Consider the following 19,834-nt stretch of genomic DNA (forward strand, 5'->3'; position numbering starts at 1 on the left):
CGGTCTTATTTTCAGACAGCCTGGCGGCCGCGCGCACCGACGGCCTCCGCGGCGCGTGTAAGCGCCACGGCTGCGGGTTCGCCTTCAAGCATCTCAGCGACGCCAACTTCGAATTCGACGACATAGGGGGCCTTGCCCTGGCCGGAATCGAAGGCCGTGCAGCCAATGACGGCGGCTATGCGTTCGGCGACGTTGCGCGCGGCGGGCAGGGGCGTCGCCGGCAAGGCCAGGGCGAACACATCGTTCGACAGCCGGCCGCCGGTATCTTCGGCACGAACCAGACGCGCGATCATCGAGCCGATCTGCGGCACGGCATGATCGAGCAGCTTCTTGGCGCGGGCGCGCACGACTTCGGGCGTATCGGCGATCTTGAGCACGCAGATGCTCAGAGGCCGGTTGCGCGCATCGGCGGCCTTTGACAGCCGCGCCAGGTGCGACGCGAACAGGTCGCGGCCGAACAGGCCGGTCGCCTTATCGATCTCGGGATTGCGCCGCATGGACTCAAGCGTCTTGCGGATCGTCAGCTGGCGGCGGTGGCTACGCGCCAGCCGCAGCAGGCGGTCGGCGATTTCCTGAACACCGGCCTGGGCATTGGCGATATCGTTGACACCGCGCAGATAGGCGTCGCCCAAGTCAAGCTCAACGGCGTCATTCAGGCGCAGCAGCACCGGCGTATGATAAAGGCGTGTGTTGCGCCGCATGCCCGACGCGACCGACAGGGCTTCGGAGGGCTGTTCACCACTCCATAGCAGCACGGCGTCAAAACTCTTGTCGTGCAGATAGTCAAAAGCACTATAGCTCGACAGGGCCGCCACCGTCTCAGCGCCCTGGCGGCGCAGTTCGTGGGTGAGCGCCAGGTATTCGGGATGCGGCTGTCCGATCGACAGCAGGCTCAACGGCGCCTGATCGTGCATGAGCCGGTCTGCCTGCTCGAGCGGAATATCGAAGGTCTGGCACCGCGTATCGTATTCTTCCTCGGCGACGCAGGCGCGCACCATATGCTCGACCGACAACAGGATCTGCTGGGGATGGGCGGCGCGCGTAAAGGCCATATCCCAGCCTTCGGGCACCTGGAAGCCATCGTCGTCGCGCGCCATGATAACGGGAATACGGCGCGGCCAGGCGGCGGCGCGCAGTTTGTCGAGCAGGTAGGGCGTGGCGATTTGCGTGCCCTCATCGACCATGACCGCTTCGATGGGCAGGTCGGACAGGGCGGCATAGGCGGCATCGGGATGTAGCGCGCTCAGCGTCTGCAATCCCAGCCGGTCGAGCTCGTCGCTCATGCCCTGCATCCAGCCATCGGTTTGGCCCAGCAGCAAGAGACGGGGATTGATACTCACGCGTTTAGCACTCCCGGGGACAGCGACTCAACGTTCCAATGACTGGATACCAGTCTTAAGGCGCAACAGTAAACAGACTCACTCACAACTCGTTAGTTTCGATGCGCCACTGCGCGGCGGACGCGAAAAACCCAATGACTATCGTGGTTTTCCTGGGCGTCCATAACAAGGCCATTCTGGGTGCAGAAGTGCGGGACATCGATCTGTGCCATCGGGTCGTCGGCCATCAGCGTCACACGTGCGTGCGTCTCCAGGGCGCGGCGCAGTTTTAGCGTCGGGACGGGGCAACGATGGCCACGGGCATCTATAGTGGTGTCGTTTTCAGGCATCAGAAAAACTTTGGACCGCTGTACGAGCGGATATCTCGCACAACGGCCCAAAATCGCAATCTGATTATTTTCACGCAGCCTTTTTCGTCGCCGGGCGCAGGGTCTTCAGCTTTTCGGCGTGCGCCTTAATGAGGGCCTGCGTTGAGGTGTCGGTGTTAAAGACGCTGTACCAGCCTTGGGGCTCGTGCGGCGGGTCACCGACATAGGCCGTTTCGCCGCGCAGCATCTTGTAATCCTTGTGCAGGGCGCGGCCGGCGCCGCCCCAGGCCCAGAAGTTCGAACCGGCGACCGGCGTATCGTGGCTGATGGCGTCTTCCACGGCCTTGTAGATCATGGCGTAGAACCTGTCCTTGTAGACGGTCGGCGTGCCCGGCTCATAGGCCGTATCGTCACGCGGGAAGCCGAACTCTTCGAAGACCACCGGCTTGCCCAGCTTCTCGGCCATCTTGATATGGGCATTGATATAGGCTTGCACCTTTTCGGCGCCGCCATCGAAGGTCCCGGCCAGGTTCTTGCCGTCGACCCACGACCAGTTCTGCGGCCAGATATGCGCCGTCAGGTAGTCGATATGTTCGTGAGCTTTTTCAACGATGTGCGCCTGATTGTTCGCACCCATCAGGCCTTCATGGCCCAGCGAGACCAGGTGGTTCTTGTCCAGCGATCGGATCAGCATCGCGGTGTCCTTGATCCAGCCGTAATAGGCCTGTTCGTTGGCCGCGATCGAAGCTTCGGAACCACCCGGACGCGGCTCGTTCGACAGCTGCCAGGCCATGATGGCCGTATCCTCGGCGTAAGGCTTGCCGGTGATGGTGTTGACGCGGCTGACGACCTTACGGACATTGGCGTAGTAGACGTCCTTGGCCGCCTGGCTTTGATAGAATTTCGACGACACATTGGCGAATTCGGGCCACGGATGCGCTGGATCGCCGGCATTGATGTAGTGGCCGCCATTGACATAGTATTGGAGCGTCGTCATGCCGCCCGACCATTCCCAGAAGTTGGTCAGGTACAGGACCGCGCGCATGTCGCGTTTCTTCATTTCGGCCATCAGGAAGTCGAGGCCGATCAGAAGGTCTTCGTTATAGTCGCCGGGCTTGTTGAGCGTCGCCGGATCGAGCGAATTGTTGAGTGGGCTCAGTTCAGACAAGGCCAGGACGCGCAGGTTGTCGATCCCCAGCGCCTTCATGTCGTCCAGTTCCTTGACCAGGCGGGCGCGGTTGCCGAAGGCTGCCGTCGAGCCGAGATAGGCGCCGTACCAGATATTGGCGCCGACATAGCGATAGGTCTGGCCCCGCAGCTTGAAGACCGTACCTTCGACGGTGACGAAATCCGACGGCTTTTTGACCTTGGCCTTTTTGCGCGTCTTGGCTTCGGCCATGCCTGTGACAGAAAGACCTGCCGTGGCGAGGGCGGCAGCCAAAAGGCTGCGGCGTGAAACGGATGTCATGAAATGTCCCTTCCTGCTGAATTATTTTTGGCCGGCATTCCGGCATAAGCCAAATTTGTAAATCAGAATAATGAAATATGAAATATTTAACCGGCCCGAATTATCAAAATTATTTGGATATACCAGGTCTTACCACGTGAAGTAATACCTGGTATGTCTATGATAATTCGAAAGAAGTTGCGCTTGTGTTCGGACTACCGGTATGACCGATTTTTCGGTTCTTGCTGCTTTGTATCGGCTGTTCGCCGCGATACCGACAAGTCGCGGTCATACAGGTGTACGACCTGTACGAAACAGACTTGGGACGAGGTTAGACGCTCTTTAAATCTGCAAGCGATTTCAAAGAGTCACATCAATTGGCTAAGAAGAGGTTAATCAAGGCGTTACGACCTTTTCGCCTTTTTCCAGCAAGGCATAGCCGTTCATGCGGCAATAGGGTCTGAGACGCTCTTCCAGTGCAAATTGCATGAAAAACCGGCCGATCGGCCCGGCTGGGAGGTCGCGGCCAACCTTGCGTCCTTCGTCGCCGATGAAGCGCAGATCTTTGATCTGCCAGTGACGCTCGGCGAAGAATCGCGGCCAGGCGTCCGCTTCAACGCCCGGATCGAACAGGAAGGGCGCACTGTGTGCGAGACGCTTGCGAATGCCGCTGCGCGCCGTGATCGTCTGGAAGAAGGGTGAGGCGTAGTCAGTGATCCAGAAGACGATGTGATCTTGCGCATCGAGATCCCGCGCCAGGTCGGCAACCGCCGCATTGCTGAGATAAGGAGTAACACCCTCGGTCAGGACCAGTATCCTCCGGGCGCGTCCGTTGATATCGGCCAGCAGCTTGCGGCGTTCGACGTCATCCGACAGATCGCAGCCGATACGCGCCAGCCGGCAGGCGGCCGTCTCATCGGCCAGGGCATCGGTCTTGTAGTTGATCATGTGCGGAAAATCCGCTTCGACCCATTGAAAATCCGCCGGCAGGTCGAGACGGTAGGGGCGGGTATCCAGTCCGGCGCCGAGATTGAGCACCAGATCGACACCATCGCCTATCGCGTCGCCGATGAGCGCATCGATAATCCACGTTCGCACCGACAGCGTCCACGCCATGGCGCGTTCCGCACCCATATGCTTGGCCACGCGCCGTCCGCGCTCGCCGGAAAGCCTTTCGGCCAGCGGATCGTGGAAGAGGGCGTCGCGCCTCTTAGATTCGAGTCCGCGGTAATGCGCCACCCAAAAAGCTGTATCAGATACGTGGTCGACGCTGGCCATAATCCGCTCCAAAGCATTGCCTGCCTATTGTCTTAGGAGCGTTGCCCCGGGTCGACAAGGTTTACGCACGGCTTATGCCACCGGACCGTCGCGAGCATGCCAAGATTATGCCCGGTCTGATAGACTGCCAGGTCTTCGGTGGGGCTTGCACAGGAGATAGCTATGCGCATTTCACCCATGGATGAACGCGGCGTTCAACGCCGCCCGATGAGTGACGCGAACAAGATGGGCCTGGTGCTTGTCCTCGTGGCGTTGCTGGCATTCGGCGCCTATGCCCTCATCTTTTTCATCGGCTTCCTTGGCGATGTATTGAACTAAAAAAGGACGGCCCAGCCGTCCCAGGCTACTGACAAACCCCCTATCTTTTTTGAGAAGGGCCAATTGCCACAATTTGATTCCGATATGTTCACCGCTTGATTCCGAGACGTTCCGTGAATCAGGTGGCAATATACCGCATGAAAATTGTCCACAGACTTTGTCAGCAGCCTGGGACGGCCCAGCCGTCCTTTTTTAGTGCCTACCAGTCGTCGCGCCGCCTGGGCCCACGCGCCGGCTCATAGCGATCGTCACGCTCGTCCGATCGCAAGCGCTCATGGCGCCGATCCTGGCTCACCGGATGATAGTCATTATACTGGTAGCGGGTGCGATCCTGCGATCCGGCATATTCGCGCCGACGGTCTTCGCCATAGCGGCCCGGCTGGGGACGTTGATCATAGTCGTCGCGATCACGATACCCGCCCTGGCGGCGCGTATAGTCGTCATCATAGTCCCGGCGCGAGCTGTAACCCCCGCGATCGTCGCGCTCCCAGTCGCGATGACGCTGCTGGTCACCCTGTGGCGCCCAACCGGAGCGCGGCTGATCGCGATCATCTTCGTACCGGCGCTCGCCCGTCTGCGCCCAGCCGCCACCAAGATGGTTGTAACGCCGATCGTATCGCTCATCGTCGCCGCGCTGGCGATCAGGCCGGCGCTCCTGATTGGAATAGCGGCGATAATCGTCGCCATATTCGCGACTGTAGCGTTCGTAATCGTCGTGCGACTGGCTGTGGCCATAGCCCTGGCTGGCCCAGCGCCCGCGCTGGTCGTCGTCGCGCGAAGGTGCGCGTTCGCGGCGGCGATAATCGTCCTGGTCTTCGAACAGGTTGCGCTGACCACGGTCGCGCGCCTCGTAATCGTCATAGTCGCGGCGGCTGGAGGCGCGGCGCGGATTGTCTTCATAATTATAGCGACCGCGATAGTCGTCGTCCTGGCGGCCGTTGTTGCGGCTGGCGCGCTGCGGCTCGCGTGTCTCGTCGGTGGCGAAACGGCCGTTTTCATCGCGCCTGCGGCCTTGTGCGGCCTGCGATGCCTGGGTCGCACGATCGGCGGGGCTGTCATCCTTGTCTTGCGTTTCCTGTTCTGCCTGGCCTTCGCCGCCGGCGATGGTCTTGGCCTCGACGGTCGCGTTGGCGGCGGATGACTTATCACGGGACGCCTTGGTCTGGCTTTCGGATTCAGCCTGGGGCTTCTTGTCTTGATTGTCGGGCATGACGCATCCTTTCCGGAATGGCAGTGCGGAAATGGCGCGCAAAACGAGGCCGGTTGAACCGCTACCCCTGCCGCCATCTGTTTAGGCTTAAGGAATCCTAGGAGCGCGCAGGTAAGAATGGCATGCCTATGGGCCGGAACCGTTGCAAATGTTCCGTAAGGCGAGGGGGAGAAGAAGCACTCTTGCGAAAATGATCAGGCTTTCGAGCTTTAGGATATTGATCTTAAAACTTATGACGATCCAATGTCGTCTCAATTTCCCACGCTATTTGTCGAACCGATGCGAACGCCACATTGTTCTGGACTGGTGGCGGCTCCCAATTCGCATCCATAGTTCCGTCTGTCCCGCCAAACTCCACCGAATGCCCGAGGAAATCAGACATAAAGTCACGGTAGTCGATATCAATGTGAGCGTCTACGTGCGCGCCGCCATCTTGGTTTGCCATAATTAGAATTAAATTTTCACGAGAAAATTGTCGGAGGCTGCTTGCTTCGACAAGCGGCGTTCGCCACCAACTGTCGAAATCCAGAGGCTGCAACATCGCCTTCGACCTTGGATCGTGAGGATGGAACCTATTTTCACGTAAAGGCGCATAGAACCCGCCCGTACCGTCTGGGTTAGGACGTATTTCGACTAACCCAGCTTCACCAGGGCTTATACCAACGATTTTCGCGCCGGGGCATGTCTTCGAAATCCATGCGTCTTTGGCTCTATCAAGCCTATCTCTATAAAGACCAGTATCGATAAATTTCAGTTGTTTCTTAACGCCCAAGTGAGTCAGCAGTGAGGTGGATTGACTTGTGTCATGGAGCAAAACTCTAAGCGTGGTGGCCATCCTTATTGCTTCGTCTTCATAACCTTCATCATATAATCGAGCAGAGTTTTTGAGAAATTTTCGCTGCCTATCTAATTGGGGCACCCAAGAACTCGCATCCCTTGCAACTTTATTGGATTTACTCCCGATCGCCGGGTTCGATGGCGGATTCATTTTCGCGCTTCAAGAAGAATGAGCAACGGCGCCGCCTACACCATGAGCTAGTTCCAACACTAACGTCGAAACTTGCGTCTTATAAATGGCGGACAGAGTGAGATTCGAACTCACGGTAGGCTTCCACCTACGGCGGTTTTCAAGACCGCTGCCTTAAACCACTCGGCCATCTGTCCATCTTGGCAAGCAAGAGAGCGGCGCTTGTAACGCGCACCGTCAAGACTGCCAAGCGGTTTTTCGTTCACTCTCCCCGTTTACGGGGAGAGGGTTAGGGTGAGGGGCAAATGTCAGTACCGCGCGCGGGGAGAAGGAAAGCATTAACCATCAATTTCCGACTTGCTCATATCCTCGATCAGCCAGCTTATACTGAGTTCCCATGTCACTACGTCCCGCAAAGCCCCTGAGCATCGCCGCCTTAAGCGTCATATCGCTTCTGGTCCTGAGCGCCTGCGGCACGACGCGGTCGGGCGGCAATATCGCCGGCCCATTGGTCGACCGCGACGGACGCTACAAATCCGCGAACCTCAGATCCTATACGGTGCGCGGCAAGACCTATCACCCGGAAATCCCGCAAGTCGGCTGGTCGGAAACTGGCCTGGCGTCGTGGTATGCCTACGAATCCCCATCCGCCACGACCGCCAATGGCGAGCATTTCGATACCGACCAGCTTGCCGCCGCCCACAAGACGCTGCCGCTCCCCAGCATCGCCGAAGTCACCAATCTAGACACCGGTCGCAAGGTCCGCGTCAGGGTCAACGACCGCGGGCCATTCGTCGATGGCCGCATCATCGACCTGTCACGCGAAGCTGCAAAGGCCTTGGGCACCTACAATAGCGGCACGGCGCGCGTGCGCGTCACCTTTCTGGGCCCGGCCGATTCGGCCGGCGCCGCCAGGGCCTATGGTGGACCCGTACGCACACGAGACGACGACCTGAGCTACATCGTCCAGATCGGCGCCTTTTCCCAGCGTGACAATGCCGAAGCCGCGCATGACCGGCTTGACGGCGCACAGATCCGCGAACGCAACGGGCTTTATATTGTCTATCTCGGACCGTTTTCCGGCGCCGCCAAAGCCGAAACTTACCGCCAGCGCGCCATCAGCGCCGGTTTTGGCGACAGCGTCCTTAGGCGCGACAACTGAAAAATTGTCTTGAGGTTACCGTTCATCCCGGTCTATCTGCGGCCTTGTGAGCACGATATCCGAAACCGCCCTGAAAGCCGACATGACCGCCGCGCGCGGCCGCTTCATCGCCTTCGAAGGCGGTGAGGGCGCTGGCAAATCCACCCAGGTCAAGGCGCTGGTCCAGCGCCTGCGCGACCTGGGTCTCGAAGTCGTCCAGACGCGCGAGCCTGGCGGTTCCGAAGGCGCCGAAGCGCTCCGCGACCTGCTGGTCCAGGGCGATGCCGGCCGCTGGTCGCCGATGAGCGAGCTTCTGATGATGTACGCCTCGCGGTCCGATCACCTGGAAAAAGTGATCCGGCCCGCCCTGGCGCGCGGTGCATGGGTGATCTGCGACCGCTTCGCCGACTCTTCACGCGCCTATCAGGGCGCCGGCGGCGGCGTCGCGCCCTATATCATCGAACAGATCGACTCCGCCGTCGTCGCCGAGACCCAGCCCGACCTCGTCATCGTCATGGACATGCCGGTCGAAGCTGGCCTCAAGCGCGCCGCCGCACGCGCCGACAAGGAAAACCGCTTCGAATCCAAAGGGCTGGCCTTCCACGAGCGCCTGCGCGAAGGTTTCCTGAACCGCGCCGTCGCCATCCCCGAACGCTACCGGATCATCAATGCCGACCAGACCATCGAGATCATCCGTGACCAGGTTTGGGACACGGTCAGCGGCGTCTTCGACGAACTCCGAGGCCACTGACATGGCCGACGCCGTCCTGACACACCCCAGGGACACGTTTGCGCTCGAACAGATCGACGCCCAGGATGCCGCATTCATTTCCGCCTACGACCGCAACCGGCTGCATCACGCCTGGCTGTTGTGCGGCCCGCAAGGCCTGGGCAAGGCCAGCTTCGCCTTTCGCTGCGCGCGCTTTCTGCTGGGCAGCATGCGCGACGCCGAGTTCGGCGCACTGGGCATGTCGCCCGAAGACGCCGACGTCCGCCTGATCACCGCCCAGGCGCATCCCGACCTTCTGGTGCTGGAACGCGAGATGGGCGAGACCAAGCTGAAGAAGAATATCAGTGTCGACGCCGTCCGCGAAATCGGCGAGTTCTTTTCCAAGGCGCCTTCACGCTCACCGTATCGCGTCTGCATTATTGACTCGGTTGACGACCTAAATATCAATTCTGCCAACGCCTTGTTGAAAATTCTTGAAGAACCGCCTCACAAGGGCGTCATCTTCCTGATCTCGCATTCGCCGGGAAAATTGCTGGCGACCATCCGTTCGCGCTGCCGGCGGCTCAGCTTCGCCACCTGGACCGACGCCACCGTACGCGGCTTCGTGCAGAGCCGCATGGACGTCGACGAAGAGCATCTCGGCCGGCTGGTCCGCCTAGCGCACGGCGCGCCGGGCAGGGCGCTGGGCCTTGTGGAAGAAGGGGCTCTGGAGCTGGACGCGTTCGCGGGGCAGCTTCTGGCGCCGCAAAAACCAGATCGCGCCGCACTGATGGCCATGGCCGCGCAGTTCAAATCGTCGTCCGCCAAGGCGGATGGCGCGCGTCGTTTCGCCACCTTTATCGCCTGTTTGAGCGACCGTATTCAGGACCGCGCCCTGAGCGCCGAGACGCCACAAATCGGCCAATCCTTCGCGCAACTGTGGTCGCGCCTGAGCAACAGCGTCGCCGAGATCGAATCCGTCAATCTTGATCGTGGCGACTATTTCTGGTCCATTTACAGTGACTTGTCACGCATAAGCTAAGATTATTTGTGAGCCTCGATGGTTGATCACCTATATATTGATTCCCACGTCAATCTGCACGCCCCGCAGTTCGACGAAGATCGCGAAGCGACGATCGTTCGCGCCCGCGAAGCCGGGGTCGGGCTGATGATCAATATCTGCGACCGGGTGTCGAACTTCGACGCCGTCTATGCCATAGCCGAACAAAACGCCGACATCTGGGCCACTGCCGGCACGCACCCCCACGAGGCCAAGGAAAACCCGGACCTCACGGTAGCGGACCTGCTGGCGCTGGCTGAGAAGCCCAAGGTCGTTGGTATTGGCGAATGCGGGCTCGACTTTCATTACGACTACAGTCCGCGCGACGTCCAGGCAGCGGTGTTCCGGGTCCATGTCGCCGCGGCGCGCGACAGCGGTTTGCCGCTCGTCGTGCACACGCGCGAAGCCGACGACTGGATGGCGCAGATCCTCGAGGAGGAGCACGCGCGCGGCGCCTTCAAGCTGCTGCTGCACTGCTACACATCAGGCACGGAGCTGGCCAGGCGGGCGGCAGCGCTCGGTGCCTGGTTTTCCGTGTCCGGTATCGCGACCTTCAAGGCGGCCCAGGATGTGCGCGACATTATCAAGGACATGCCGGCCGACAAGATCATTGTCGAGACCGACTGCCCATACCTGGCGCCGATCCCGATGCGCGGCCGGCGTAACGAACCGGCCTTTGTCCCGCATGTCTATGAAAAATTGGCGGAAATTCGCGGCTGGGGACGCGACTATACGCGCCACACCACCCACGACGCCTTTTTCAGGCTGTTCGATCGTATCCCAAGGCCGGAGGCTTATGCGGTATGAGCCGTAAACTGCGCGTCACCATCCTGGGCTCGGGCTGCTCGACCGGCGTACCGCGCGTCGACGGCTATTGGGGCGCGTGCGACCCCAAAAATCCGAAAAACCGCCGCAGCCGCTGTTCGGCCTGGGTGGCGGCCTACGACAACGCCACGCCCGAAAAACTGACCAGCGTCATGATCGACACGTCGCCGGACCTGCGTTATCAGGTGATCGCCGCCGGCATTTCAAAGGTCGATGCGGTGCTGTGGACACACGATCATGCCGATCAGACCCACGGGATCGATGACCTGCGCGCCTTTATTTTCAGCCGGGAAGCGCCGATCGACGGATATATGGACCAGGCAACGCACGACACCCTAATGTCCAGATTTCGTTACGCTTTTCGCGGACATCAGGGCTATCCACCAGTGTATTCAGACCATCTTATCCCGCCGCACGGAACAAAATGGGAAATGAAAGGTGAGGGGGGGACCATCCCGATCCGGACCTTTGACCAGCAGCACGGCCCGATCCGCAGCGTCGGCTATCGCCTGGGCGACATAGCCTATAGCAGCGACGTTTCGGATATGCCGGAGGAGAGCTTCGAGGCGTTGTCGGGCCTGAAGTTGTGGATTGTCGATGCCTTGCGCCACGCGCCGCATCCGACGCATGCACACTTGGAAAAAAGCCTGGAATGGATCGCTCGCGTTAAGCCGGAGCACGCGGTCCTGACCAATCTGCATCAGGATCTCGATTACGACGCGCTAAGGGCCGTTTTGCCGGCCAATGTCGAACCAGCCTATGACCAGTTGACACTTGAAGTGTCCCTGTAAGTCTTAACGGCTAAACACGGCCAAAGGTTAATAGGGCGGACGCCGCCGAGTCAGTCAGTATCGACCGGAATACCGGCATAGGTCGTGGCGACCGGCTGATCGTGGTACGCGAACGTGCTTTTATCGACGGCGTACAGCGCGAGAATGCCGACAATCAGCGCCAGAATGAAGGCCAGCAGGCTCAGGCCATTGATCCGCGCCTTGTGATCCTCGGGCGACATGACACCATCGCCGAGAATGGTCGCGTGCAGCGTCAGATGTCCGAAGCTGTCGGTCGACGGTTTAAAAATGGCGGCGTTTGTTGAAGCCATGACGCAATTCCTTGAACTCACTCGTTATAGCCGGACATGTTTTGTCGACGGCTGTTATGGCTGACGGTATCGCGACGCTCATAAGTCTTAAGTTCGATAGCGCTGTTGCGCCTGTAAGGAAGCCATAAGACGGCTCGGATTACGGTTATCCGTGGGAAAAGCGCCACAGCGGCCATTTTATTTCCCATAATATTTATTATGCGATAAAAATCTGTAGCTTCATGAGGCCCCTGTTTTCTTGTCACAGCCAGCCCATCTGCCGCGCAGTCCGGCAGGCTTCAATGCGGTTTGCGGCGTTGAGTTTCTGCATGGCTTCGGACAGTTCGTTGCGGACCGTTCCGGGCGCCCTGTTCATCAGACGTGCGATCGACTTGGTACTGTGTCCGACTTCCGCCAGCCGCAGCACTTCGCGCTCACGGTCGTTCAGCGGATCCGTCAGGTCCGGCTGCGCCAGATCCTGAAGCTGGCCGTCGATGACGCGCTCACCCGCCATGATGCGCCGGATGCTTCGCGCCAATTCCTGCGATGGCGTGTCTTTAAGCAGATAGCCGCGCGCACCGGCCGCCAGCGCGCGCTGCAGATAGCCCGGTCGCGCGAACGTGGTAACGATAAGCACCTTGGCTCTGTGCGCGCCGGCTTGCAGATTGAGCGCCAGATCGATACCGCCCATGTCGCTCATCTCGATATCGCTGACGACGATATCCGGCTGACACGCCGCCATCATGTCAAGCGCCGCACGCCCGCTGGCCGCCGTGCCGACGACGATAAAGTCTTTTTCCAGCGACAGAAGCCCGGCAATGGCGCCCAGGATCATGGCCTGATCCTCGACGACGAGGATTCGGATCATGATCGCCCTCCTCTATCCATCTGAAAGTTAACAGAAATCTTAACGCCTCGCGGCGTCTGAGCGCTGATTTCGAACACGCCGCCCAGGTCGGCGACCCGCCGTTTTATGCCGCCCAGGCCGTGACCGAAGACGATCGGCCCGCCCCGGCCGTTGTCGGAAATTTCCATCTGAATACTGCCATCCCGCTCGTGAATCGCGATGGTACAGGTGCTGGCCTCGGCGTGGCGAACGACATTGGTGACAGCCTCGCGCATCACCATGGCCAGCGCGTGTTCGATGCTGTCAGGCAAATTCTCAGCGCTGTTGGCGAAGGAGAGTTCGATATCCGCGGCGTCCAGCAAGGTACGCACCTGGGCGGTCGCGGCCAGAAGCGTCGACTGGTTGAGCCCCCGGATGACCGACCGTATCTCGTGAAGCGCACCGCGCCCCACCGCATTGATGTCTTCCAATTCTTTTCGCGCGTGCTCCGGCGCGTCTTCGAACACCCGCGACGCCAGATCGGACTTGAGCACGATGGTCGAGAATGACTGACCGACGATATCGTGCAGGTCGCGGGAAATCCGTTCGCGCTCGGTCATGACCGCCAGCGCCTCCGCTTGCGCCTGGGCGCGGATTAACTGCTCCGCCTGGTCCTGAAGCTGGCAGTTTGCCGCCGTTGCCGCCGCCATTAGCGCGCCGAAAAATACGGCGCCGAGCGCGAATATCCACGACACCCAGCCGGTTACAACGCAAAGTGCCGTCACGGCGGTCATGCCGATCAGCCAGTAACGGCGCACCTTGCCCCTCTGGCTTTGCACCGCGATCATGACGGCAAACAGCGACACAATACTGGCGGCCGCCGTCAGATGTCCCAACCCAAGGGACAACAGCATAATGACGGCAATCCCCGGCCAGGCCGCGCGGCCACGCAGGTCGAACGACAGGTAATATGCAACCAGAAAAACGGGCGCGGCGACAAGCGATGCCTGCCATTCCAAGGGCCTGGGCGGCTCAATGACCCACGGCCACACATAGAGCAGCAGATAGGACAGCCAGATAGTCGGACCATCCAGCGCCAGCCCCAGGACGCGCCGCCTCTGTTTAATCTGTTGCATCATCCGTCACGATCAGAAGCCCAAGCGTCTCGGCAAACCCCTGGAAAGGATCTTTGCCGCCCTGTATCCCTTTGTTTGTCATAACGGAAACCGCAATACCATAGTCGGGGAAGAGCATGAAACTTGAAGCCGCGCCCTTTGCGGTGCCGTTGTGGTGGACCACCCGAACCTTGGTGCCGTCGTCCAACACTACCTCACCGACGCGCCACCCCATCGCGTAGTTCTGCGGATTGGGCGTCCCGTCCGCCAGCGGTTGCGGCGTCCAGAACGCCGTGCGCACCTCAGGCGGAAACAATGCGTTCGTGATCCAGGCCCCACCCAGTTTGGCAAGGTCTTCGGGCGCGGCCACGAAGCCGCCGCCCGCCCACTTGATGCTGTCGTCCGTCGCCAGCGCGTCGCGGAACCGTCCATCGGCAAGTTCATAGGGCCGCACCCGGTGGTCATCCGGAATGATCCTGTCATCGGCGGACAGGCCAGCCAGTCCCAGCGGCGCCGCGACTTGCTGCTGGATCAGCGTGAGGTAGGATTTTCCGCCGGCCGCCTCCAGAACGCCGCTCGACAGGACGGTGCCATAGCTGGAATAGGAAAACGACGTGCCCGGTTTGAACAGCAGCGGCGAGTCGGCAAAGGTCGCGACGGCCGCCTCGACGCTATCGAAATGGCGGGTGTTTTCATAATCCCAGATCGGCGCACAGAAGCATACGCCATAATGCCGGATGCCGGCGGTGTGCGACAACAACTGCCGCGTCGTGATCGGCGAGCCCTTCTCCGGGAAATAGTCGATATAGCGTGTGATCGGCGCGTCGACGTCCAACCTGCCCTGATTGACCAGAATGGCGGCCAGCGTCGCATTGACCGCCTTGCTGCTGGAACCGATGCGGTACTGGCTGCGCGTCGTCGCGGGTACCAGCGTTCGCAAGTCGGCATAGCCCATGGCTGACGACCAAACGATCTTGCCATCGATGCTCACGGCGGCGGACAGGCTCGGATAACGACCGCTGGCATATTGCTCGGAGAGAAAAGCCTGAAGCCTGGCGTATTTGGCATCCGTCGCCTCGGCGACCCGCGCAGGCTGAGGTTTCGGCAGGTCCTGCCATCCGAATGGCCATTCAATCAACGGCCGGAATAGAAGCCAGATTGCCGCCACAGCCACCAGTGCGGCGGACACCACTATTACGATTTTGCGCATCGTCTTGCCTTTCATGCTGCCGCAAAGATAGCGGCGCTGACAGGCAAGACGAGTGACAGATGTCATGAAGGTGCTACACTTTTCGCCATATCGCTCTATGCAGCGCCCTCACCGCGCAGAACCTTGATGAGGGCCGCGAGTTCCTGATCCGCTAGACCGGACGCCTCAGCACGGATCAGCCAGCCATTGACCAGATCCGGCAGTTCGCGATTTATGCCCAGCGCCGCCGACGTGCGCGCAATACGATCGACCGCGGCGATAGAGATTCGCATAGGGCTTTCTGACACGGCGTAGTTGTCCGACGCGATCACTTGTCCCTGATGAGCAAAGAAGGCTCCGAAGCTCGGCGATATACCCTCGACCAGCTTGCCGAAAACACCGGTGTCTATCCCGTTTGCTTCGGCGATCCGTGCACCGTGCAGGAAGCCGGCATAGGCGCCGTAGACATAGGACAGTGTCGCCAGGTCCATAAACGCCGTCGCGTCCTGGGCCTCGCCCAGATAGACCAGGTTTCCGGCCAGAACGCGCAATATATGTTCGGCGGCGTCGAATGCCGAACGCTTGCCCGACAACAGGATCGGCGTATTGGCTTCGCCCATCTGGCTTGGCGCCGCCTGTATCGCACCATCGACATATGTCCCGCCGGCGGCGGCCACGCGGTCTGAAAATACCCTAGCCATCTCTGGTCCGGTGGTGCCAAGATTGATCATGAAACGGTCAGGCTTGGGAGGAAACATGTCGGACAACAACACCGTCTATCTGAGCACAAAGCAGCACACGGTTATGGTGCACATTCACCTCCCACGATTTTTCGTGTTTGCCTACATTGCCCGTGCGTCCATCGGCTTTATGGCTGAAAAGTTCGATCATGTGATCGCCCACGGGCAACATGGCGAATTTGGAGGCCTGGAAGACAACGGCAAAGACTGTGTGCTTTATTTTCACGGCCCGAATGCAGATGCCATTTGGGCCATCATCCAGCCTGTATTGTCTCGGCGACTAAAGGGATACAAGGGTTTCGTGCGTAAGAAATACGGATCAGAGGACGATCCAAACGCTTATGAACAGCTGACTCATTGGTGATTTTGCAAAGAAGTGTCCGGTGTGCCCTTGGCGGTAGATGCTGGGGATGATGTAGCACCGTGTTTTCGCCCTACCACCACCGTCGCCGAAATTAGTCAGCCGGCGTCGCGTTCCACAACGTATCGAATGGCAAGGCCGCCGCACCCAGCGCCGCGGCGTTTTCCTTGATGACGGCCTTGCGCACGATGGTCCGCGACCAGCTTACGCCCAGATTCATCGACAGCCGCTTGCTGAGTTCGTCGCATAACGCGTCCTGCAGGACCTGCGGCAGCCGCCCGCCGATATAGATTGCGTCCGGATCGATACCGTAGGTCAGGGTCAGAAGCGCCGGATAAAGGTAATCCGACACTTCGGCGATCCATTCGCGCACGCACGGCAGGCGTTCGAGGTTAAGTCCTTCCAGGTCTTTCGGCGACTGAGCGCGGATACCGTTTTCCCTCAGCACGTCATAGAGGTGCGACAGCAGCAGTCCATCGCCCAGTGTCTTTTGCAGGTTGGTCCGGCGCGACCGGAAGGGATTAAATTGCGGCAGAAAGCCGATTTCACCGCTGCGCCCGCGCGCGCCCCGGTGATACTGGCGGTTGACGACCAGCCCTCCCCCCAGGCCCGCGTTCAAAAGCAGGTAAAAGAAGGAGTTGCTTTCCTGGCCGCCGCCGAAATGCATCTCGCCTATCGCGGCCGCGGCAGCATCATTTTCGTGGAAGATCGGAAAATCGACGATGTCTTCCAGCAAGGACTGCGCCGTCACATCGCTCCATTCGCGATAGGAGTCCGGCTGGCCCGGCAAGGTAATCGCACCCAGGTCGTCCGGAATGGCCACGCCGATACCTTTTATTTGTGCCTTGCCGATCACTGGATCGCTGAGCGCTTCGCTCAGCGACTCGCGGACGAACACCCTCACCGCTTCCGGTCCGGCAAAGGCGATTTCGGCATGGAACTGCATGCGCACTACTGCGGAAAAGTCGAGCACGACAAGCGTCAGGTGGTCGCGGTCGATATTCAGCCCCAGGGAAAAGGCGCCGTCGGGATTGATCGCCAGCTCGATCGCCGGCTGGCCACGCTCGCCATTCTTGCGGCCATCAACGATGATCAGGCCATTTTCAGCAAGTTGCTTGGTGATTTTGAATATACTGGGCACCGACAACCCTGTGGCCTCGGCGATATCAACCCGCGTGGCGCGCGTCCGCACCCGGATCGCCTGCAACACCATGCGCCGGTTGTGCTTGCCGGCGTCGACAATGTTGGCGCCGCGCAAGCCCAACTTCGCATGCGATGGCGGGCTGAACGTACCAAGACCTTTCTGCAACGGGTTTTGCTTATTCATATGCGTATTATCGGCGCCAATCAGCGTCGCGCCCCCCTTGATGACAGCGCTAACATCTTAACTTGCACCGCGTCAACTACAGCAATGCAAAAAAGCAAATTCAATCAAACATTTCATTAATACTCGACTATTGCAGCGATTAACTATTAAAACTTAATTTATTAAGCCTTGTCGCGAACGCGCGCTCCGGCCGCGATGACAATAGCGTCAAATGGCATTGGCAAATCAGTCGCTTCGTCGTAGTTCTTGAGTGGGGCTGCTGATTTGACAACCGTCTTTGACAACTGTCCGGTATGACCGGGCAAGGGGGAAACTTGACCACACCGTCTCCGGCGCCAGCCCAAACCGCCCAGCGCCAGGTGAGCCTGCCGCAGATGCTGGCCTTTATCGGTCCCTGCGTGCCGTTCGCGGCGCTTGGCCTGCCGCTTGTCGCTATCCTGCCCGAATATTACGGCACCCAGCTTCAGTTGGGCGGCATTGTCGGCCTGATCTTCTTCATCGTGCGCTGCGGCGACATCCTGATCGACCCGCCGCTTGGCCACTGGATGGACCGGACGCGCACAAAACTCGGCCGCTTCAAGCTTTGGATGCTTTTGTGCCTGCCGGTCCTGTTTGTCAGCACTGGCTTTATCTTCCTGGCTGAAAAAGGCGTTGGCAATATCTATCTCGGCTTGTGGCTTCTGGTGCTTTACATCGGCTTTTCCATGGCAGCGCTCAGCCAGTCGAGCTGGGGATCGGTGCTGTCGACCGATTATGACGAACGTTCGCGCATCTTCGCCTTCTGGCAAGTCGGCAATATACTGGGCATCATCTGTGCCGCCGTTATCCCGGTCGCCGCGCAAGGCATGGGCTATAGCTATGTCGATGGTGTGCGGGCGGTCGGCCTGTTCATTATGGTCGCCCTGCCGATCACGATCGGCATTGCCATGCTGGTCGTGCCGGAGAAAGTGTCGAACACCAACACCCACGACCTGAAGCTCAGCCACTATTTCGATATGTGGAAGCGCAAGAATGTCCGCTGCATCCTGTGGGCCGACCTGTTCATGGGGCTGGCGCCGGGCATCATGGGCGCCCTGCTCTTCTATTTCTTCGAACAGGTCAAGGGCCTGACGCGGATGGAGGCTTCGATCGCCATGCTGCTCTATTTCGTCGCCGGCATTGTCGGCGCCCCGATCTGGGTGATGGTGTCGAAGAAGTTCAACAAGCACGTAACACTGATCTGGTCGAGCGTCCTGTTCGCCGTCCTGTATGCTGCCATGGCGTTCGCGCCAGAGGGCAATTTCATCGGCTGCGCCATACTGACCTTCCTGAATGGCATTCCCTACGCCGCTTCACTCTTGCTCACGCGCGCCCTGATGGCCGATATCGGTGACGAGGTCATGGCAGAAAGCGGCCACGACCATAAGGGCACGCTGATGGCCATCTTGTCGGCGACGACCAAGGTCGGCTACGCGCTATCGGCCCTGACCATCACCATCCTCGAAGTCCTGGGGCTCAACGTCAAGGTGCCGTCCGCCACCCCCGCCGACGCGCTGATGTGGGTGCAGATCTTCTTCGTCGGCCTGCCGGTCCTGTTCCTGCTGCTTGGCGCAGTGGTCATGAAGGACTATGACCTGACACCTGAGAAGCACCGCGCCATCATGGACGGCTTGCGCGCAAAGGACATTGTGTGAGCGACACCCCTGCCATCAACGCGTTGTTAGAGGTCATGCGCCGCTTGCGCGACCCCGAAACCGGCTGCCCATGGGACAAGGAACAGACCTTCGCGACCATCGCCCCCTACACGGTCGAGGAGTCCTATGAGGTCGCCGATGCCATCGCGCGCGACGACATGCGTGACCTGAAAGAAGAGCTGGGCGACCTGCTCTTCCAGGTCGTCTTTCACAGCCGCATCGCCGAAGAGGCCGGACTGTTCAATTTCGACGACGTTGCCAAGGGCATGGCGGACAAGCTGATCCGCCGCCATCCACACGTCTTCAGCGACGCATCGCATCGCACCGCCGATGAGCAGACGGTGGCGTGGGAAGCCGTCAAGGCCGAAGAGCGCAAGGCCAAGGACAAGGGCGGCATATTGGACGATGTGCCGATCGGCTTGCCCGCCCTGACACGCGCCGCCAAGCTGACCAAGCGTGCCGCCCGCGTCGGCTTTGATTGGCCCACGCTCAACGAGGTCCTCGACAAGCTCGATGAAGAGACGCAGGAACTGAAGGCGGAGATCGACGCCGGCGACATGGACAAGGCGCGCGCCGAACTGGGCGATCTTCTGTTCGTCATGGCCAACCTGGCGCGCAAGCTTGACGTGGAGCCCGAAGACGCGCTGCGCATGACAAATGCAAAATTCGTCCGCCGTTTCGAGACGATCGAAGCGGCCCTGAAGACCCAGGGACGTACGCCGGAACAATCGTCACTGGCGGAAATGGACGCACTTTGGAATGCGGCCAAGAACACAGAAAAAGCTTGAATTTCACACCCTTATTTTCATTGCAAAATAAAAGCCACAGATTTTAATTGTTATCCGCAACCCAAATTCGCGCGATCCTTGCGAATCGAAAGGCAGCGGCGTTAAGGTTTGTGAATGCCCCAGCGTTCATC

General features: G+C 59.7%; 21 protein-coding genes and 1 tRNA gene. 9 read left to right on the top strand and 13 right to left on the bottom strand.

All coding sequences use genetic code 11. The features are described from left to right. Positions 1–11: 11 nt before the first annotated feature. From J2X24_RS04080 to J2X24_RS04095, 4 genes are all read right to left on the bottom strand, one after another. Complete coding sequence (locus J2X24_RS04080; RefSeq protein WP_209717014.1) at positions 12–1,340, bottom strand: diguanylate cyclase domain-containing protein; 1,329 nt, start codon at positions 1,338–1,340, stop codon at positions 12–14. 92 nt (positions 1,341–1,432) lie between these two features. Then, positions 1,433–1,669: a sulfurtransferase TusA family protein gene (locus tag J2X24_RS04085; RefSeq protein WP_209717017.1), complete on the bottom strand. Its 237-nt coding sequence runs from the start codon at positions 1,667–1,669 to the stop codon at positions 1,433–1,435. A gap of 70 nt (positions 1,670–1,739) precedes the next feature. Further along, positions 1,740–3,116: a glycoside hydrolase 5 family protein gene (locus J2X24_RS04090; RefSeq protein ID WP_209717020.1), complete on the bottom strand. Its 1,377-nt coding sequence runs from the start codon at positions 3,114–3,116 to the stop codon at positions 1,740–1,742. 375 nt (positions 3,117–3,491) lie between these two features. After that, the gene (locus tag J2X24_RS04095; protein ID WP_209717023.1) at positions 3,492–4,373 is read right to left on the bottom strand and encodes a class I SAM-dependent methyltransferase; all 882 of its coding nucleotides are present in this window, start codon (positions 4,371–4,373) and stop codon (positions 3,492–3,494) included. Between the two features lie 162 nt (positions 4,374–4,535). Between J2X24_RS04095 and J2X24_RS04100 the strand changes: the two genes are divergently transcribed. Continuing rightward, complete coding sequence (locus J2X24_RS04100; protein WP_209717026.1) at positions 4,536–4,691, top strand: hypothetical protein; 156 nt, start codon at positions 4,536–4,538, stop codon at positions 4,689–4,691. A 199-nt stretch (positions 4,692–4,890) separates the two neighbouring features. Here J2X24_RS04100 and J2X24_RS04105 read toward each other — a convergent pair whose 3' ends face one another. The 3 genes from J2X24_RS04105 to J2X24_RS04115 form a co-directional block, all read right to left on the bottom strand. Continuing rightward, a complete protein-coding gene (locus J2X24_RS04105; RefSeq protein WP_209717028.1) occupies positions 4,891–5,901 on the bottom strand; it encodes a hypothetical protein in 1,011 nt (336 codons plus the stop codon). Between the two features lie 223 nt (positions 5,902–6,124). After that, positions 6,125–6,889 (bottom strand): hypothetical protein, encoded by a 765-nt coding sequence (locus J2X24_RS04110; protein ID WP_209717031.1) that lies wholly within the window; start codon positions 6,887–6,889, stop codon positions 6,125–6,127. Between the two features lie 86 nt (positions 6,890–6,975). Continuing rightward, a tRNA-Ser gene (locus J2X24_RS04115) sits at positions 6,976–7,065 on the bottom strand. Positions 7,066–7,265: 200 nt separating this feature from the next. On the opposite strand from J2X24_RS04115, the gene J2X24_RS04120 reads away from it, so the two are divergent. The 5 genes from J2X24_RS04120 (at position 7,266) to J2X24_RS04140 (ending at position 11,394) form a co-directional block, all read left to right on the top strand. Beyond that, a complete protein-coding gene (locus J2X24_RS04120) occupies positions 7,266–8,030 on the top strand; it encodes an SPOR domain-containing protein (RefSeq protein WP_209717034.1) in 765 nt (254 codons plus the stop codon). 82 nt (positions 8,031–8,112) lie between these two features. After that, a complete protein-coding gene (tmk, locus tag J2X24_RS04125) occupies positions 8,113–8,760 on the top strand; it encodes a dTMP kinase (RefSeq protein WP_209718259.1) in 648 nt (215 codons plus the stop codon). A 1-nt stretch (position 8,761) separates the two neighbouring features. Continuing rightward, complete coding sequence (locus tag J2X24_RS04130) at positions 8,762–9,760, top strand: DNA polymerase III subunit delta' (RefSeq protein WP_209717037.1); 999 nt, start codon at positions 8,762–8,764, stop codon at positions 9,758–9,760. Positions 9,761–9,778: 18 nt separating this feature from the next. Then, positions 9,779–10,585 (top strand): TatD family hydrolase, encoded by an 807-nt coding sequence (locus tag J2X24_RS04135; protein WP_209717040.1) that lies wholly within the window; start codon positions 9,779–9,781, stop codon positions 10,583–10,585. Then, complete coding sequence (locus J2X24_RS04140; protein WP_209717043.1) at positions 10,582–11,394, top strand: MBL fold metallo-hydrolase; 813 nt, start codon at positions 10,582–10,584, stop codon at positions 11,392–11,394. The genes J2X24_RS04135 and J2X24_RS04140 overlap by 4 nt, the downstream gene beginning before the upstream one ends. A 50-nt stretch (positions 11,395–11,444) precedes the next feature. Here J2X24_RS04140 and J2X24_RS04145 read toward each other — a convergent pair whose 3' ends face one another. The 5 genes from J2X24_RS04145 to J2X24_RS04165 form a co-directional block, all read right to left on the bottom strand. Continuing rightward, positions 11,445–11,705: a hypothetical protein gene (locus J2X24_RS04145; RefSeq protein WP_209717046.1), complete on the bottom strand. Its 261-nt coding sequence runs from the start codon at positions 11,703–11,705 to the stop codon at positions 11,445–11,447. Between the two features lie 241 nt (positions 11,706–11,946). Next, the gene (locus J2X24_RS04150) at positions 11,947–12,552 is read right to left on the bottom strand and encodes a response regulator transcription factor (RefSeq protein WP_209717048.1); all 606 of its coding nucleotides are present in this window, start codon (positions 12,550–12,552) and stop codon (positions 11,947–11,949) included. Continuing rightward, positions 12,549–13,649, bottom strand: a complete 1,101-nt coding sequence (locus tag J2X24_RS04155) for a sensor histidine kinase (protein WP_209717051.1) — start codon at positions 13,647–13,649, stop codon at positions 12,549–12,551. Before J2X24_RS04155 ends, J2X24_RS04150 begins: the two co-directional genes overlap by 4 nt. Continuing rightward, positions 13,633–14,901, bottom strand: a complete 1,269-nt coding sequence (locus J2X24_RS04160; RefSeq protein WP_209717054.1) for a serine hydrolase domain-containing protein — start codon at positions 14,899–14,901, stop codon at positions 13,633–13,635. Before J2X24_RS04160 ends, J2X24_RS04155 begins: the two co-directional genes overlap by 17 nt. A gap of 29 nt (positions 14,902–14,930) precedes the next feature. Next, entirely contained in the window at positions 14,931–15,545 is a 615-nt protein-coding gene (locus J2X24_RS04165) for an NAD(P)-dependent oxidoreductase (RefSeq protein WP_209717057.1), read from the bottom strand. Positions 15,546–15,570: 25 nt separating this feature from the next. On the opposite strand from J2X24_RS04165, the gene J2X24_RS04170 reads away from it, so the two are divergent. Beyond that, positions 15,571–15,918 carry a hypothetical protein gene (locus tag J2X24_RS04170; RefSeq protein ID WP_209717060.1) on the top strand — a complete coding sequence of 116 codons (348 nt, stop codon included), beginning with the start codon at positions 15,571–15,573 and terminating at the stop codon, positions 15,916–15,918. A gap of 91 nt (positions 15,919–16,009) precedes the next feature. Here J2X24_RS04170 and J2X24_RS04175 read toward each other — a convergent pair whose 3' ends face one another. Further along, a complete protein-coding gene (locus J2X24_RS04175) occupies positions 16,010–17,242 on the bottom strand; it encodes an ROK family transcriptional regulator (RefSeq protein WP_209717063.1) in 1,233 nt (410 codons plus the stop codon). Between the two features lie 314 nt (positions 17,243–17,556). On the opposite strand from J2X24_RS04175, the gene J2X24_RS04180 reads away from it, so the two are divergent. Together J2X24_RS04180 and mazG are read left to right on the top strand one after the other, a co-directional pair. Next, a complete protein-coding gene (locus tag J2X24_RS04180; RefSeq protein ID WP_245344438.1) occupies positions 17,557–18,915 on the top strand; it encodes an MFS transporter in 1,359 nt (452 codons plus the stop codon). After that, a complete protein-coding gene (gene mazG / locus J2X24_RS04185) occupies positions 18,912–19,703 on the top strand; it encodes a nucleoside triphosphate pyrophosphohydrolase (RefSeq protein WP_209717066.1) in 792 nt (263 codons plus the stop codon). The genes J2X24_RS04180 and mazG overlap by 4 nt, the downstream gene beginning before the upstream one ends. Positions 19,704–19,834: the final 131 nt, after the last annotated feature.

Source organism: Asticcacaulis solisilvae, assembly GCF_017875235.1.
Classification (GTDB): Bacteria; Pseudomonadota; Alphaproteobacteria; order Caulobacterales; family Caulobacteraceae; genus Asticcacaulis; species Asticcacaulis solisilvae_A.